2 pseudogenes are annotated in these 656 nt (G+C 45.6%); both read left to right on the top strand.

Annotation, left to right across the window (positions count from 1 at the left end):
- Positions 1-211, top strand: a pseudogene (vecA, locus tag R7044_RS25940) (CesT family type III secretion system chaperone VecA); the annotation flags it as partial.
- 9 nt (positions 212-220) lie between these two features.
- Positions 221-656, top strand: a pseudogene (vopQ, locus tag R7044_RS25935) (type III secretion system effector VopQ); the annotation flags it as partial.

Below are 656 nucleotides of genomic sequence, written 5' to 3'. Positions count from 1 at the left end.
CTTGGCGTTATCGCTCGCCCCGAATGGTCGACAACTTGTCTTAGTGGGTCGCCAACCTACCGAGCATCTTAACTCAGCCAATCTGACAGTTTGGTTCCACGAAATCATCGAACAGACCGAACTTTGGCAAGCGCGTTTTGCCATGTTGGATCAAGATCTTTCAGCCACTTCAAATCATGAACAAAGTCATGTTCAACCACTGCGTGTGTAGGAGGGAGTTATGGTGAATACAACGCAAAAAATCAGTCAAAGCCCAGTACCCGATTTGGAACAGTTTCGTGCCATTGCCGCGCAAAAAGATGACCGAGTAATCAGCAAAAGAGGCGAAGTCAAAGAGCCATCTACGTTCCATAAAGGCCACAAGTTTGCTTCTGTTAGCGAAGGCGTATTAAGAAAAAAATACACCAAGTTCTTCCAAGAAAATATCAAAACGCACCTCGACTTGAAGCAGGCACTGCTTAAGGAAGAAAAACCAGAAACCGCGCTTTTGGCTTATTCATTAGTCAGTCCGTCAGGCTACCGAGGAGAACCATTAACCGAGCGAAAAATCTTGGAAGTGGTGAGCCTACTTGATGAAGTAAAAGTCGAAGGCGACACCTATCAGCAGCTCAAAAATACGTTTGATTCGATCAGCAAAGATCCGCGTATGCAAGTCA

The sequence above is a fragment of the Vibrio sp. 1402 genome (genome assembly GCF_033340275.1).
This window is presented reverse-complemented; position numbering and strand designations above follow the sequence as displayed.